Raw genomic sequence first — 13,517 nt, forward strand, 5'->3', positions numbered from 1 at the left:
CGCGACGCCACTGTTACGAACCGTAAACCATGACACTTAAGAAAACGTTCACCATAAACGGCTGTGTTTGTTGAGGTTTCGTTAACCTCGCGGACGCGGCAGGATTCAGCGCGCCACCACGCGCCGGATCAGCATGACAATCGCGTTCCGATAATCCGCCGCATCTTCGCCGGCGTCGATCGCCAGCGCGGCGCGATCGAACGCCGCCGACAACAGATCGGCCAGCGCCGCAAGCGGCAGGCCTCGCGTATCGATCGCTGCTTCGAGCCCGCTGCGCAGCGTGCGCGTTGCATTCTCTTCATCCAGCTTTTTCATCTCGGCCTGTCCAAGAACCGACGGCCCCTCGATCAGGAGCAGCCGCGTCCGGCCCGGCACGCGCATCGCATCGAGATAAGCCGAACTTCCTTCGACCAGCGCATCGATCGGAGACAAACCCGCGAGCGCCCTTTGCTCGATGGCCGCCGCCACCGCGAGCGCCTCCCCGGTGACAATCGCCCGGAACAGCGCCCGCTTGTCTTCGAAGTGATGGTAGAGCGCGCCGCGCGTAATGCCTGCGGCTGCGACGATTTCCGGCGTCGAGGTCTCTGCATATCCCTTATCGACGAACAGAGCCCTCGCCGCCTGCATCAGGGCACCCTGGGTCCTTGCGGTACGGTCACGGTTGGACCGCGGCAATTCGTCCGGTTTGGTAACTTGCATACATACAGCCTGTACGTTATTCATCAAAAACATACAGATTGTATGTGATTTCGCAAGGGAGGACCACCATGAAAATCACCAGCTACTATCCCGTCATCATGACCGGTGACGTGGCCGCCACGGCCGATTTCTATAAGGCCCACTTCGGCTTCGAGGAGGCCTTCGGCAGCGACTGGTACGTCCACCTGCGCTCAAAAGCCGACCCGAGCGTCAACCTCGCGGTCCTCGACGGCGCCCACGAGACAATCCCGGAGACCGGCCGCGGCCGGGTGTCGGGTCTGCTGCTGAACTTCGAGGTCGAAGACCCCGACGAGATGTATGGCCGGGCAAAGGCAGCGGGCCTGCCGATCCTGACCCCTCTCCGCGACGAGGCGTTCGGGCAGCGTCACTTCATCACGTCCGACCCGAACGGTGTCCTGATCGATGTGATCAAGCCGATTCCACCGAGCGCGGAGTTCGCAGAACTTTTTGCAAAGGATTCACTGCCAACGTGAGTCACATCAACGGCCTGCGTTTGAGAGTTGAATCAGACTCTCAACCCTGAAACGCACTCCAGAACATCGACAGGCCCGCAACCAGCATCAGGGCTTCCATCAAGTAGTGGAAGTTCGCCGCGTTAATGTGCATGACCACACGCTTGGCGATGAACGCGCCCACGAAGAGCGATGAGCCGGCAATCAGTCCCTTGAAGATGACGTCGGGCGGCAGAGCATCGAGCCGCTGAAACGTGATCGCCTTGCTGATGTAGACGGCGAGCGAGACGGCCGCTTCGGTTCCCAGCAGCGGCCCTCTGATCAGTCCGTAGGAGACGAAGATCGGCACAGTCATCGGGCCGGTCGAGGCGACAATGCCGGTGAGATAGCCCATCGCCGCTCCGATGACCCCGAGCGACCACAGCGGCAGCGTGAACTGGCGCGCATGCATCCAGCGGCGGAACGGAATCATCAGAATGAAAAACGCGCCGATTGCGATGTCGACGAAACCTGAGGGCAGCGCGAGCAGCGTTCCCGCGCCAAGGGCGGCGGCCGGTATGCCGGGGACGGAGTAAACCACGACCGCGCGCCAGTCGATGTCGCGCCACCATGCGAGGATGCGCGCCATGTTCGCCATGATCGCCGCGATGGCCATGATCGGCACCGCCTGCTTCGGCCCGAACGAATAGGCCAGCACCGGCAGCAGCATGATCGACGTGCCGGTCCCGACAATGCCGCCGAGAATACCGGCAATCAGGCCGACGATAAGGATGAAGACATAAATCAAGGGCGCCAACTCGCGTGAGGCTGCGAGGGTATTTCAAGGCCGCGCGAGTCGCCTACCGCGATCCGCGCTCGCCCTTTCAGGCAAAGGATGAAGCGTGAGGCCTAGCCGCTGAAAACGCCGGTCGAATCGCTGAACAGCCCAAGCCCCTGCGGGGCCTCCGTCCGGGTGCCCGCGCCCGCCGGCAGCGGGTTCGTGATCGACGTGTTGTTGCCCCACAGTTCGCGCACCGTATTGGACACCGGCTCGGGGCGATCGCCGGTCTGATACAGCGAACGGAAAACCGGCTGAGCGGGCGTTTGCAGCGCCGCGACCTGGGTGGGCGCATCGGCGGGGGGCCGAGCCTGCGGGAAACTCGAAAGGTACGCCGCGTTATCGACGGGCGCCGCCGCCATCCGCGACTGCCCCGGCGTGACGCCGGCCGCGGCCATCGCCGTGCGCGCCGTCTGGGAATTCGCCGCCGCATCGTAGCGCGACGTCAGCACCGAATAGACCTGCGAGACGCTGCGCGCGCTGCCGTCGCGGTTGTAGAAGATCGAGCGGTTGGCGGCGGCGGCGCTCGGAAACATCGCCGGGCCGGAAGCGCGAGGATTGTCCTCGGCGCTTGAAATCAGCCGGGATGCGCCGCTCACCCCCATGAAATGCGCCATGTAAAGCTCGCCGTCGGTCGGGCGGCGGCCGATCATGCCAGTGAGCTTGAAGCTGTTGGACTGGGTCAGCACACCCGCCATGGCGGCGTTGGCGGCAGGATCGTCGCGCAGCTTGAGAATCTCGTCGCGCGTGGATGAATCGCTGACCGAATAGCGGCCCGAGGGGGATTTGGAGATTGCGTCGGCATATTTGCCGAAGCCGAAGGCAGACCCCGCCTCTTTCACCGTGCCGAGCCACGTCTGCTCAATGAACTGATAAAGCCCCCGCGCCGACGAGGTCGAAGCCTGCGCGCTGGGGTTGAGGTTGGATTCGATCTTCGCCGCCGAGATCAGATACTCGAAGCTGGCGCCGGTCGCGCTGGCGGCATTCTTGATCGTGCCCGCGATTTTCGCGCGCGCGGAATCAAGCCCGGTCGTTATGCTTGAAGTATCGACAGCCATGATGGTGCCCGCTCCCCAGGAACCAACCACAACCTGCCGCATTTATGGTTAAAGGGACGTTAATTTGCGAAGCGCGCGCCGTCCTTCGCCCGGCATGCAGCAGCCATGCGGCTTGGGCATGACCGAAGGTCCATCCCTTGCATTGTCCTGAGCATGATCAACGCACTCAGCATAGCCGACGCGACATGGGCTTTCCTGGGGCTGATCGCTAGCCTGCTGGTGGCATCGACCGCTCTGTTCTGGAGCATCGAGGATCAACGGGCCAAGCGCCGGCTCAGGAAAGACTAAGGTCTAGCGATAGACCTTGGCGGGATCGAACACCTTGTCGGCGTCGACGAATGTCAGCTTCGCCTCGCCACCCTCACCGGTGACGGCGCGGTAGAAGCATGAGCGCCGGCCGGTATGGCACGCGGCCCCCGCCTGCTCGACCTTGATCCACACCGCGTCCTGATCGCAGTCCATCCGCATCTCGACGACACGCTGCACATGGCCGGAGCTTTCGCCCTTCTTCCAGAGCTTCTTGCGCGAACGGCTGTAATACCAGGCCTCACCGGTCGCGACCGTCTTGCGCAGCGCCTCGTCGTTCATGTGCGCGACCATCAGCACGTCGCCATTGCCGGCGTCGGTTGCCACGCAGGTCACGAGACCGGACGCGTCGAATTTTGGCTGAAACCTCAGCCCTTCCTCGACGTCATGCGAGTGTGTGTGTGATGAAGTCACGGCGTTACCTTTTCAAAGGAAGGCGCGGACGCCTTCGTTCGAAGGCTTATACGCCACGGACCATGTTGAGAAAACGGGCCTGTTCTTCAGGATTGTCCTGAAACACGCCGGTGAAGCGCGACGTCAGCGTCTTCGCCCCAGCCTTGGCGATACCGCGCACCGACATGCAGGTGTGCTCCGCTTCCATCACCACCGCGACGCCGCGAGGCTTCAGGATGGCGTTGATCGCACCGGCGACCTGCGCGGTGAGATGCTCCTGGGTCTGAAGACGATGCGCGAAAGCATCAACGAGACGCGCCAGTTTCGACAGGCCCACCACGCGATCCACCGGGGCATAGGCGATGTGCGCCTTGCCATAGAACGGCATCACATGGTGCTCGCAGTGCGAATGGAAATTGATGTCGCGCATCAGCACGAAATCGTCGTAACCCGCCGTCTCGCCGAACGTGCGGTCGAGGATTTCCGCGGGGCACTGGGCATACCCCTGAAACAGTTCGTCATAGGCTTCGATCATCCGGCGCGGCGTGTCGAGCAGGCCCTCGCGGCTGGTGTTCTCGCCGATGTAGGCCAGAAGCGTCTTTGCAGCCGCCTCGGCCTCGCTGCGGGATGGACGAACCAGACCGGGGTCGATGGCAGACGCCATGTAGTCGGAAGCAGGAATTTCGGATTTTTCCGCCGGCTTGCCGGTGCGGATCGGCTTGATAATCGCGTCCATTTCGTCTCCGTTCGACCGGCCCTGGTCCATTATAACCTCGACGGAGGGGCCGGAGTGTCACCGGTCAGCCGCGGCAGCGATACCCAGCCGCCGGACGCCTAGCCTGCATGATTGCAGCAAATCACAGGAAAAACCGTCTATATTTCCGTGCATTGCTGAAATGCAGGCGGTTTATTCCTGCATCATGGGCATTATATAGGCTCAGGGCCGCGACCGCCAAGAGCGGGGGGCGGCAGGGGTCTCATGCAAGAGCGAAATTCGACCGCCATGCTGAACGACATCTACAACAAGAAAATCATCGAATTGGCGGGCAATATTCCGCGTCTGGGCCGGCTTGCCGACCCCGATGCCTCCGCCACCGCTCATTCCAAGCTGTGCGGCTCGACCGTCAAGGTCGACGTGAAGATGCAGGACGGCGTGGTGAGCGATTTCGCCCACGACGTGAAGGCCTGCGCGCTGGGCCAGGCCTCTTCTTCGATCATGGCCCGCCACGTGATCGGCTCCAACGCCGCCGAACTGCGAGAGCTGCGCGAAACCGTGCGCAGGATGCTCAAGGAAAACGGCGCGCCGCCGCAAGGCAAATGGGCGGATGTCGCCATGCTGGAGCCGGTGCGCGACTACAAGGCGCGCCACGCCTCGACCCTGCTGACGTTCGATGCAGTGGTAGATGCCGTCGGCCAGATCGAAGCCAAAGCCGCCCTCGCCCCGGCACAAACCTGACGGGATTACTTCCGGTCCGTGGCCGCAGGCGCCACGCCACCGGTCGGCGCATGCGCTTCGGCCGTCTTGGTCCCCGCAGGCACCGGCCGCATGCTCTTGTCGGAGATATCTGAGATCACCGGGACCACAGCAGGTGCGCTCACAACCACGGGCGCGCTGACCACGCGGTCCTGCGCCTTCGGGCTCACGCTTCCCACGACATCGTCGGACGGCGTCCTGACGTCGGCAACGGCATCCGTCGTCACGAGATTGGTCAGGCGCAACTCATCCGCCGACAGGCGATGCAACGCCTCCCACGGCGGGACACTGAGCGCCAGCGACAGCAGGTCACCGGTGCCGCCCATATCGAAGGTGTATTTCGCGAGACGGCCGATATCGCGCTCGACGATCATCAGATCGTCCGCCGAATAACTTGCAGCCCGCGCATCGTCCGCGCGATCGCCCATCCAGATCTGATGCACGCGCACATGCGCGCCTTCGGGCACGTGGCGGGTTTTGCCCGACAGCAGCAGGAACACGCACATCGACTCGCAGTAGGCATCCGGCACGATGTCGCGCGCGACAGCGCCCGCGATTTCCTTTTCGATCACGATGCCAACGGTGGTGCGCAGACCGAGGCTGCGCCAGCGCCGTCCGAGCAAAATGGCATCGAGCACCGACCCGCCGCTGGAATCGAGAACCACCGTGGTCCCCTTGAGATCGCGTCCGTCCGAGAACTCCTCGAACTTCGCAGGCGTGTCGGATGTGATGACGCCGACCGCGCCGATCCAGCCGGCGCAATCCTGCGCGCAGGCGGGCTGCGCCGCGTGCCATTTGAAATTCATCGGAAGCTTGCGTTCTTCGAGAGTGGCGGAAGCACCAACCGTACCGCCGAGCGTGGCGGAGCCAGGCAGCGCGAGACAAACGGCAGTGGCGCAAAGCCGCGCCCAGCCGCCCCATGGTAGCGACCTCACGACGAACAACGTGGTTCCTTCCCCGCCCCAATCGACAACGGCATCGGCCCCATCCCGCAAGGACGAATCCTGTCACACGGGCGTTATGAAAAACGTATCTGCGCAAAGGATTCGCGTCTATTCCACTTTTGCTGCGGCGCAGTCAAAAACGTGCGATAATTGTGGAACTGTGGCGCGAAAGACAATGTGTTGCGGTTCCCTGCGCGGGAACTCATCATTTGCGTGGCGACGTTTCCGGCAATCGCCGATAAATCCGCCACGAACGGCACAACATCGTCCAACGCTGTGAAGACATCCGTCGAGACATTGAGATGAAACATTCGGCCCGATGTCCCGATTGCGCCGGCGGGGTTCAAAATCTGCCGCGCAACGCTGGCCGCGGCATGATCTGGATTTATCGTCACACCCTTTCGCCGCTGGTCGGCTTCAACTGCCGTCATCTTCCGACCTGTTCGGTCTATGGCGACGAAGCCATTGCGCGGTTCGGCTTGTGGGCGGGCGGCTGGATGACGCTGGCGCGGCTGCTGCGCTGTCAGCCATGGGGCACTTCGGGGATCGACAACGTGCCCGGCACGTTGCAGGCCGATGCGCGCTGGTATCTGCCGTGGCGCTATGCGCGATGGCGCGGCGTCAACGACGGCACGGAAATCAGTTCACCGCCGTGAGATAAACACCGTGATCAGCGCCAGCACGAGAAAGCCGACGCCGACATAGCCGATCGCATAATACATTTCGTGCGCGAACAGGAAGCCGCCGATCCCCGAGCCGATGGCCTGACCGATATAAAGCCCCGAGGTGTTCAGCGACACCGTGGCGCTGGCGAACAGCGGCGCCGCCGCGGCGAGCCGGACCTGCTGCATCGAATTGGCCGATGAGAACGCCGTGCCCCACGGAATCATCGACGCCAGCATCAGCGGCACGATGCCCGCGCCGAGCGCCCACATTGTAATTCCGAATAGCAGCAGCGCGATCGTGGTCAGCGATGTGCGATAAGGCCCCCAGCGATCGACAACGCGGCTGGCGATCACGTTGCCGATGAAACCCATGACGCCGTAGATGCTGAACGCGATGATCGCCAGTTGAGCGTTGCCGCCGAGCTTCGCGAACAGCGGCCCGAGATAGGTGAACACCACGAACTGCCCGGACGTCTGTAGCACCGTGATGAGGAGCAACAGCACGATCAGCCGATTTCGCGCAATATCGCTCCACGTCTTGAGATCGACCGGCGCGCCGACAAGCCCGGCCGGAATCCGCCAGACCAGCATCGCCAGATTGAGCAACGCGATAATGCCGATGCCGGTATAGGCAACGCGCCATCCGATATGGCTTGCGACATAGGCGATCAGCGGCAGCCCCACCGCGAGCGCCAGCGACCAGCCGAGAAACACGTACGACATCGTGCTGCCGCGCCGCTCCGGCGGCACCATCATCGCGGCCGTGCCCGCGGCCTGCGGCGTGAACAGTGCGGCGACCGCCAGCATCACCAGCCGCACCGCCATGAGCGTTGCGTAGTTCGGCGCAACCATGGATGCGAACTGCGCCGCGGCGATGATCGCCACCGTCACGGACAGCAATATCCGTCGGTCGAAGGCGCTGGTCAGCCACGCCGACACAGGCGAGCCGATGCACAGCACCAGCGCGCCGAAGGTGATGAGCAATCCCACTTCATGAATCGAGACGCCGAATTCCTGCGACAGCTCCGGCAGCATCCCCGCCGGCGCGAGAATACTCACGCCGGTGACGAAATTGCCGAGCATCAATGCTGTGGGTGCAAAGCGTTTCACGCCGTGTTGTTAGCACACGAACGGTTTAATGCAACTGCATGAAAGCCATGCCGTACGGGACGAGCACCTTCGATCAGCGATTTGCTGCAGGAAGCGGAACAGCTGGCGCGGGCGCCGCGACCGCGGCTCGCGACACGACCAGAAGCCCCATTGCGAGCGCCGCGACATTTAACAACCGCTGTTGCACACGGACGGCTGCCTGCTATATCCCTCTCTCACCGCTTACCTGCGCCCGTTCGCAGGAGTGAGCCAAAGGAGAATGATATGACCGATAAAGACCCTTCCGCGCCCGGATTGAAGTACAGCCTCGCCAACCTGAAGCCCGTCGAGACCGACAAAGTGAAGGTCACCTTCCCGGACGGCGCGCAGCGCGAATTCCCCAAAGGCACCACCGGCCTCGACATCGCCAAGGGCATCTCGCCCTCGCTGGCCAAGCGCACCGTCGCGATGGCGCTGGACGGCGTCGTGTCCGACCTCGCCGACCCGATCGTGCGTGACGCAAAGATCGAATTCATCAACCGCGATGATCCGCGTGCGCTTGAGCTGATCCGGCACGACGCCGCGCACGTGCTGGCTGAAGCCGTACAGACGCTGTGGCCCGGCACCCAGGTCACCATCGGTCCTGTGATCGACAACGGCTTCTATTACGACTTCTTCCGCAACGAGCCTTTCACGCCGGAAGATTTCGCCGCGATCGAAAAGAAGATGCGCGAGATCATCGCCAAGGATGCGCCCTTCACCAAGGAAGAGTGGTCGCGCGATCGCGCCAAGAAAGTGTTCGCCGACAAGGGCGAGACCTTCAAGATCGAACTGGTCGACGCCATTCCGGAAGACCAGTCGCTGAAGATCTACAAGCAGGGCGAATGGTTCGATCTCTGCCGCGGCCCGCACATGACGTCGACCGGCAAGGTCGGCAACGCCTTCAAGCTGATGAAGGTCGCGGGCGCGTACTGGCGCGGCGACAGCAACAATCCGATGCTGACGCGCATCTACGGCACCGCGTTCGCCAAGCAGGAAGAGCTCGACGCTTACCTTAAGCAGCTTGAGGAAGCCGAGAAGCGCGACCACCGACGCCTCGGCCGCGAGATGGACCTGTTCCATTTCCAGGAAGAAGGCCCCGGCGTGGTGTTCTGGCACGCCAAGGGCTGGACGCTGTTTCAGGCGATCATCGCCTATATGCGCCGGCGGCTCGCGGGCGACTATCAGGAAGTGAACGCGCCGCAGATGCTCGACAAGTCGCTGTGGGAAACCTCGGGCCACTGGGAGTGGTATCGCGAGAACATGTTCGCGGCGCAGTCGGCCGGCGACGAGGCGGAAGACAAGCGCTGGTTCGCGATCAAGCCGATGAACTGCCCCGGCCACGTGCTGATCTTCAAGCATGGCCTCAAGAGCTATCGCGAACTGCCGATCCGCCTTGCCGAGTTCGGCATCGTGCATCGTTACGAGCCGTCGGGCGCGATGCACGGCCTGATGCGCGTGCGTGGCTTCACGCAGGACGACGCTCACGTGTTCTGCACCGAAGATCAGCTCGCGGAAGAGTGCCTCAAGATCAACGACCTGATCCTGTCGACCTACGAGGACTTCGGCTTCGTCGGTGAACTCACGGTGAAACTCTCGACCCGCCCGGAAAAGCGCGTCGGCACCGACGAGGCGTGGGATCACGCCGAAACGGTGATGGCAAAAGTTCTCGAACAGATCGCCGCGCAAGGCCACAACCGGATCAAGACCTCGATCAATCCGGGCGAAGGCGCGTTCTACGGGCCGAAGTTCGAATACGTGCTGCGCGACGCCATCGGCCGCGAATGGCAGTGCGGCACCACGCAGGTCGACTTCAACCTGCCGGGCCGGTTCGGCGCATTCTACATCGACGATCATTCCAACAAGGTGACGCCGGTGATGGTCCATCGCGCGATCTGCGGATCGCTGGAGCGCTTCACCGGCATCCTGATCGAGCACTTCGCCGGTCACTTCCCGCTCTGGCTCGCGCCGGTGCAGGCGGTCGTCACCACCATCACCTCCGATGGCGACGACTATGCGCGCGAGGTTCTTGCCGCTTGCCGCAAGGCGGGTCTGCGCACCGAGATCGATCTTCGCAACGAGAAGATCAACTACAAGGTGCGCGAACATTCGCTGGCGAAGGTCCCCGCGCTGCTCGTTGTCGGCAAGAAGGAAGCCGAAGGCCGCATGGTCTCGATCCGCCGCCTCGGCAGCGAAGGCCAGACGGTGCTTCCGCTCGACGAGGCGCTCAAGGCGCTGGCGTATGAAGCAATGCCGCCGGACCTGAAGCGCGCAAATGCCTGACAGGATTTATGAGGCCTCTCTTCTTTAGAGGCCTCATAAACTGCATGCCTTGTTATCGCGGTTTGAATTTCCGATATCAGCGGCACGCACGCCCCCTTGCGTGCTCAATCTGGATACGACATGCCCGATGCACTCGACCTTCTGAAGACGCGCCGCTCGCTCAAGCCCCTTGAGATGACCGGGCCAGGCCCCTCGCCCGCCGAGCTTGAAACCATTCTCACCATCGGCGCGCGGGTGCCTGATCACGGCAAGATCGTGCCATGGCGCTTCATCGTGTTCGAAGGCGATGCGCGCGCCAAGGCCGGCGAGATTTTCGCGAAAGTGTTCCGCGCCAAGAATGTCACCGCGACGCCGGATCAGGTCGAGACCGAGAAGAAGCGTTTCACCCATGCTCCGCTCGTCATCGGCGTGGTGAGCAAGACGTCGAAGCATCCCAAGGTGCCGCCGTGGGAGCAGGAACTGTCGGCCGGCGCCAGCGCCATGAACATCGTCCATGCCGCGCACGCCCTCGGCTATGTCGCGAACTGGCTGACCGGCTGGATGGCGTTCGACCGCGATGTGCTCAATGCACTCGGCCTGAACGAGGACGAGAAGATCGCGGGCTTCATTCACATCGGCAAGTCCGAGCGGCCCACCGACGACCGGCCCCGCCCCGCGCTCAGCGATATCGTGACACGGTTCTAGAACAAGATTCCGGTTCCGCTCGTCCCCGCGAAAGCGGGGACCCAGACTTGTCGAGTGCTGGATTCCCGCGTTCGCGGGAATGAGCGGGTTAATTTTCTCACGCCGCCTTTGTCGCGTGGTCTCCGAACTTCCCAAGCAGTGCGGCGATCTCCGACGCCGGACGCGCGGCGCTGAACAGGAAACCCTGCACTTCCGTGCAACCTTCATCGCGCAATCTGTCGAGCTGATCCATCGTCTCGACGCCTTCGGCGGTCGTTGAAATGTTGAGGCTGCGGCCGAGGCTCGAAATCGCCCTGACGATGGCGGCGCAGTCCGGCCGCTCCGCAAGGTCGCGCACGAACGAGCGATCGATCTTGATCTTGTCGAACGGAAAGCTGCGCAGGTAACTCAGGCTGGAATAGCCGGTGCCGAAATCGTCCATCGAGATGCGGACGCCGAAATCGCGCAACTGGTGCAGCGTCGCGAGATTGGCCTCGCTGTCCGCCAGGAAGATCGACTCGGTGATTTCGAGTTCCAGCCGCAGCGGCGACAGGCCCGACTGCGCAAGCGCGCTGAACACGGTCTGCGTGAGGCTGCGGCTGCGGAATTGCGCCGGTGACAGGTTGACGGCGACCTTGATATCGGATGGCCACGCCGCCGCCTGCATGCAGGCCTCGCGCAGCACCCACTCGCCGAGCGGAACGATCAGGCCGATGTCCTCGGCGACGGGGATAAAGTCGGCGGGCGAAACCATCCCCTTCACCGGATGATGCCAGCGCAGCAGCGCCTCGAATGCGACGATGCGGTCCTGCGCCAGATCGACCAGCGGCTGATAGTGAAGCTGGAATTCGCCGGTCGCCAGCGCGCGGCGCAGGTCGATCTCCATGTCGCGGCGCGTTTGCGCGCGACGGTCCATTTCCTTCTCGAAGAAATGATGCACGCCGCCGCCTTCCGACTTCGCGCGGTACAGCGCCATGTCGGCGTTGCGCAGCAGCTCTTCACCGGTGTCGCCGTCGCCCGGAGAGATCGCGATTCCGATGCTGGCGCCGATCACAGCTTCAAGGCCGTCGATCTGATAAGGCTCGCTCAGGGTCTCGATGATCTGGATCGCACGCGCGCTGACCTCGTTCGGCGACAGGTCGCCCCCGAGGATCATCGCGAACTCATCGCCGCCGAGTCTGGCTACCAGATTGTCCTGGCGCGCATCCGCCGCAAGACGTTCGGCCACCAGCGTCAGCAGCTTGTCGCCGGTGTGATGACCGAAGGAATCGTTGACGTTCTTGAACAAATCGAGATCGATGCAGAGCACAGCCACGCATTTGTTGACCTGACGGCTGCGCTCCAGATCGTGCCGCAGGCGCTCCTGGAACATCACGCGGTTGGCGAGATTCGTCAGTCCGTCGTGGTGCGCCATATAGGCGATGCGGGCTTCCGCCTTCCGCCGCTCGGTAATATCGACCGCCGAGACCAGAAAGCTGTCACGCCCCTCGAACGACACGCGGCGCCCGAATGTCAGCACCTCGATCTCGCTGCCGTCGGCTTTCAGATGCCGCCAGTTGCGGCCCGAGTTGTAAACCTCACCGACGCCGACCAGTGCGCGGGAATGCTCCTCCCATTCGTCCTTGGGCCAGAGGTCCTGCAATTCCATCGAGAGAAACCGGTCGCGGTCATAGCCATAATGGCTGATGGCCGCGTCGTTCACGTTGCGGAATCTCCGGGTTTCGACGTCGAACACCCACATCGGCATCGGATTGCTGTCGAACAGCAGACGGAACGACTGTTCGCGGCGCTTGAGGTCGGTGACATCGGTCAGCGAGAGCGACAGCAGATCGCCGACGGGCGCTGCGCTGATCTTCAGCGTGCTGTCGTGATCGCTCACTTCAAACTGTTCACTCACCCCGCCTTTGACGGCAGCGCAGAGCCGCTGGAAAACCTGCGGCGAACATAAAGCGTGCGTTCCGGCGCTCAGCCGGTGCCAGCGCAATTCGTCCGGCGGCAGCTTGAGCAGGCGCGCCGTCCCCTGATTGAGATGGACGATCTGGAAATCCGCGGGCTGGCCATCCGCATCGCGGATTGTCGCCAGCGACAGGATACCGTCGTCAGCGGCGGAGAAGACTGCGTCGAGCAGACTGTACTGAGCGCCGCGCTGATTGACGTAGATGCTGGTCATGGTGCCGCCCCAGCGCGAGGCGACCGGAAGCGCGAGGATATCGTAAATCTGGACGAGGCCGTCGCGGACGCAATGAGCCGCCGCCAGATGGGGCTTGCGGCTGCGCCGTGCATTCGCCACCGCCTCGCTCAGGACCATCGCGCAGTCCGGCGGAAACGCATCGAGCGCCGTATCCCAAACTTCGGTTTCAAGCCACTGCTCGACGTAGCGTCCGGCGCGGGAAACCTTGAACTGCGCGGTCTCATCCTTGATGAGCATGACATGATCGGCCAGGCGCCCAAGGCTGCCGAGCATCACGTCTTCGAAGAACGGCAGATCTTTTCCGGGCTTGAGAGCTGCCTGCCACTTGCGGCGCAGGACCGAAACGTCGCTGAACAATTCCGGATCTGAAGTCTTCTTCGATTTCGCGATGGCAACCACAACGCACCCCACCCCATCGACACG

Annotated in this window: 15 protein-coding genes; 6 read left to right on the top strand and 9 right to left on the bottom strand. The window is 62.9% G+C overall.

Annotated features, from left to right (window positions below):
- Positions 1-105: 105 nt before the first annotated feature.
- Positions 106-699: a TetR/AcrR family transcriptional regulator gene (locus HMPREF9695_RS12565; protein ID WP_006021221.1), complete on the bottom strand. Its 594-nt coding sequence runs from the start codon at positions 697-699 to the stop codon at positions 106-108.
- A gap of 68 nt (positions 700-767) precedes the next feature.
- On the opposite strand from HMPREF9695_RS12565, the gene HMPREF9695_RS12570 reads away from it, so the two are divergent.
- Positions 768-1,193, top strand: a complete 426-nt coding sequence (locus tag HMPREF9695_RS12570) for a VOC family protein (RefSeq protein ID WP_006021222.1) — start codon at positions 768-770, stop codon at positions 1,191-1,193.
- Between the two features lie 40 nt (positions 1,194-1,233).
- On the opposite strand, the gene HMPREF9695_RS12575 is transcribed toward HMPREF9695_RS12570, so the two are convergent.
- Complete coding sequence (locus HMPREF9695_RS12575; RefSeq protein ID WP_006021223.1) at positions 1,234-1,959, bottom strand: sulfite exporter TauE/SafE family protein; 726 nt, start codon at positions 1,957-1,959, stop codon at positions 1,234-1,236.
- A gap of 101 nt (positions 1,960-2,060) precedes the next feature.
- Entirely contained in the window at positions 2,061-3,047 is a 987-nt protein-coding gene (locus tag HMPREF9695_RS12580) for a lysozyme family protein (RefSeq protein ID WP_041712758.1), read from the bottom strand.
- 153 nt (positions 3,048-3,200) lie between these two features.
- Between HMPREF9695_RS12580 and HMPREF9695_RS27100 the strand changes: the two genes are divergently transcribed.
- Positions 3,201-3,335 carry a hypothetical protein gene (locus HMPREF9695_RS27100; RefSeq protein ID WP_275450896.1) on the top strand — a complete coding sequence of 45 codons (135 nt, stop codon included), beginning with the start codon at positions 3,201-3,203 and terminating at the stop codon, positions 3,333-3,335.
- Positions 3,336-3,338: 3 nt separating this feature from the next.
- On the opposite strand, the gene hisI is transcribed toward HMPREF9695_RS27100, so the two are convergent.
- Both hisI and folE read right to left on the bottom strand, forming a co-directional pair.
- Positions 3,339-3,767, bottom strand: a complete 429-nt coding sequence (gene hisI / locus HMPREF9695_RS12590) for a phosphoribosyl-AMP cyclohydrolase (protein WP_006021225.1) — start codon at positions 3,765-3,767, stop codon at positions 3,339-3,341.
- A 46-nt stretch (positions 3,768-3,813) separates the two neighbouring features.
- Complete coding sequence (folE, locus tag HMPREF9695_RS12595; protein WP_024919068.1) at positions 3,814-4,482, bottom strand: GTP cyclohydrolase I FolE; 669 nt, start codon at positions 4,480-4,482, stop codon at positions 3,814-3,816.
- Between the two features lie 267 nt (positions 4,483-4,749).
- On the opposite strand from folE, the gene HMPREF9695_RS12600 reads away from it, so the two are divergent.
- Positions 4,750-5,202 (top strand): iron-sulfur cluster assembly scaffold protein, encoded by a 453-nt coding sequence (locus tag HMPREF9695_RS12600; protein ID WP_041712301.1) that lies wholly within the window; start codon positions 4,750-4,752, stop codon positions 5,200-5,202.
- Positions 5,203-5,207: 5 nt separating this feature from the next.
- On the opposite strand, the gene HMPREF9695_RS12605 is transcribed toward HMPREF9695_RS12600, so the two are convergent.
- The gene (locus tag HMPREF9695_RS12605; protein ID WP_006021228.1) at positions 5,208-6,215 is read right to left on the bottom strand and encodes a COG3904 family protein; all 1,008 of its coding nucleotides are present in this window, start codon (positions 6,213-6,215) and stop codon (positions 5,208-5,210) included.
- A 23-nt stretch (positions 6,216-6,238) separates the two neighbouring features.
- Entirely contained in the window at positions 6,239-6,475 is a 237-nt protein-coding gene (locus HMPREF9695_RS12610) for a hypothetical protein (protein ID WP_041712304.1), read from the bottom strand.
- On the opposite strand from HMPREF9695_RS12610, the gene yidD reads away from it, so the two are divergent.
- Positions 6,467-6,820, top strand: coding sequence for a membrane protein insertion efficiency factor YidD (gene yidD / locus HMPREF9695_RS12615; RefSeq protein WP_006021229.1), 354 nt, complete (start codon positions 6,467-6,469; stop codon positions 6,818-6,820). The genes HMPREF9695_RS12610 and yidD overlap by 9 nt on opposite strands.
- Here the strand turns inward: yidD and HMPREF9695_RS12620 are convergent.
- Entirely contained in the window at positions 6,809-7,912 is a 1,104-nt protein-coding gene (locus HMPREF9695_RS12620; RefSeq protein ID WP_006021230.1) for an MFS transporter, read from the bottom strand. The genes yidD and HMPREF9695_RS12620 overlap by 12 nt on opposite strands.
- A gap of 291 nt (positions 7,913-8,203) precedes the next feature.
- Here HMPREF9695_RS12620 and thrS point away from each other — a divergent pair, with 291 nt between their 5' ends.
- The gene (gene thrS / locus HMPREF9695_RS12625) at positions 8,204-10,240 is read left to right on the top strand and encodes a threonine--tRNA ligase (protein WP_006021231.1); all 2,037 of its coding nucleotides are present in this window, start codon (positions 8,204-8,206) and stop codon (positions 10,238-10,240) included.
- 120 nt (positions 10,241-10,360) lie between these two features.
- Positions 10,361-10,924: a nitroreductase family protein gene (locus HMPREF9695_RS12630; RefSeq protein ID WP_006021232.1), complete on the top strand. Its 564-nt coding sequence runs from the start codon at positions 10,361-10,363 to the stop codon at positions 10,922-10,924.
- 97 nt (positions 10,925-11,021) lie between these two features.
- Here the strand turns inward: HMPREF9695_RS12630 and HMPREF9695_RS12635 are convergent, their stop codons facing one another.
- The gene (locus HMPREF9695_RS12635; protein WP_006021233.1) at positions 11,022-13,493 is read right to left on the bottom strand and encodes a putative bifunctional diguanylate cyclase/phosphodiesterase; all 2,472 of its coding nucleotides are present in this window, start codon (positions 13,491-13,493) and stop codon (positions 11,022-11,024) included.
- Between the last annotated feature and the right edge of the window lie 24 nt (positions 13,494-13,517).

The organism is Afipia broomeae ATCC 49717 (assembly GCF_000314675.2).
In the GTDB taxonomy this organism is placed as follows: domain Bacteria; phylum Pseudomonadota; class Alphaproteobacteria; order Rhizobiales; family Xanthobacteraceae; genus Afipia; species Afipia broomeae.

Bases quoted from the DNA above. Each gene is read 5' to 3' on its own strand.
- HMPREF9695_RS12565 (WP_006021221.1), bottom strand. From the start codon at position 699: ATGCAAGTTACCAAACCGGACGAATTGCCGCGGTCCAACCGTGACCGT.
- HMPREF9695_RS12630 (WP_006021232.1), top strand. From the start codon at position 10,361: ATGCCCGATGCACTCGACCTTCTGAAGACGCGCCGCTCGCTCAAGCCC.
- folE (WP_024919068.1), bottom strand. From the start codon at position 4,482: ATGGACGCGATTATCAAGCCGATCCGCACCGGCAAGCCGGCGGAAAAA.
- HMPREF9695_RS12610 (WP_041712304.1), bottom strand. From the start codon at position 6,475: ATGTTTCATCTCAATGTCTCGACGGATGTCTTCACAGCGTTGGACGAT.
- yidD (WP_006021229.1), top strand. From the start codon at position 6,467: ATGAAACATTCGGCCCGATGTCCCGATTGCGCCGGCGGGGTTCAAAAT.
- HMPREF9695_RS12620 (WP_006021230.1), bottom strand. From the start codon at position 7,912: ATGCTCGGCAATTTCGTCACCGGCGTGAGTATTCTCGCGCCGGCGGGG.
- thrS (WP_006021231.1), top strand. From the start codon at position 8,204: ATGACCGATAAAGACCCTTCCGCGCCCGGATTGAAGTACAGCCTCGCC.
- HMPREF9695_RS12600 (WP_041712301.1), top strand. From the start codon at position 4,750: ATGCTGAACGACATCTACAACAAGAAAATCATCGAATTGGCGGGCAAT.
- HMPREF9695_RS12570 (WP_006021222.1), top strand. From the start codon at position 768: ATGAAAATCACCAGCTACTATCCCGTCATCATGACCGGTGACGTGGCC.
- HMPREF9695_RS27100 (WP_275450896.1), top strand. From the start codon at position 3,201: ATGATCAACGCACTCAGCATAGCCGACGCGACATGGGCTTTCCTGGGG.
- HMPREF9695_RS12580 (WP_041712758.1), bottom strand. From the start codon at position 3,047: ATGGCTGTCGATACTTCAAGCATAACGACCGGGCTTGATTCCGCGCGC.